Genomic DNA, 474 nt, shown 5'->3' with positions numbered 1-474 from the left:
CATGACCGCATCTTTGCAGTGTGAATCCAGCCGTGCCATGGTCTTCGCCAGACTGCCGGCTCGCGCTGTTTTACATGCAGGCGCGTGGCGCGCCATTAGGTGCGCCTGCTTATGGCTGTCCGTGACCAGCTTCCTCGTTCTGTCGACGGCAGCCATCAATCCGGCGGCAGCTGTGGCACTGCCTGCCGGGCTGGAAAACCTCATCAACAATGTGACGGGTGGTTCCGCGCCGCCAGCCTCGGCGGCGCAGGCTGCATCGGCACCATCGCCTGCCAGTCAGGCCGAACTGGCGCGCTCGCTCGACAGCCTGATCGGCACGCTCGAGAGCGTTCCTCAACGCAAGGCGCTGGTCGCCCATCTGAAGGCGCTTCGTGAAGGTACCCAAAGTGCCGCACCCGCTGCGCCAGCATCGTCCGGACAAGGTAACAGCGATCTGCTCGGCGTGATTGCGTCAGGCATTGCGTCTGTCGAGAC

1 pseudogene is annotated in these 474 nt (G+C 63.9%); it reads left to right on the top strand.

The features are described from left to right. Positions 1-121: 121 nt before the first annotated feature. Positions 122-474 (top strand): annotated as a pseudogene (locus SB764_RS38295) (mechanosensitive ion channel protein MscS); the annotation flags it as partial.

The organism is Paraburkholderia sp. SIMBA_027 (assembly GCF_046535315.1).
Lineage (GTDB): Bacteria > Pseudomonadota > Gammaproteobacteria > Burkholderiales > Burkholderiaceae > Paraburkholderia > Paraburkholderia tropica.
This window is presented reverse-complemented; position numbering and strand designations above follow the sequence as displayed.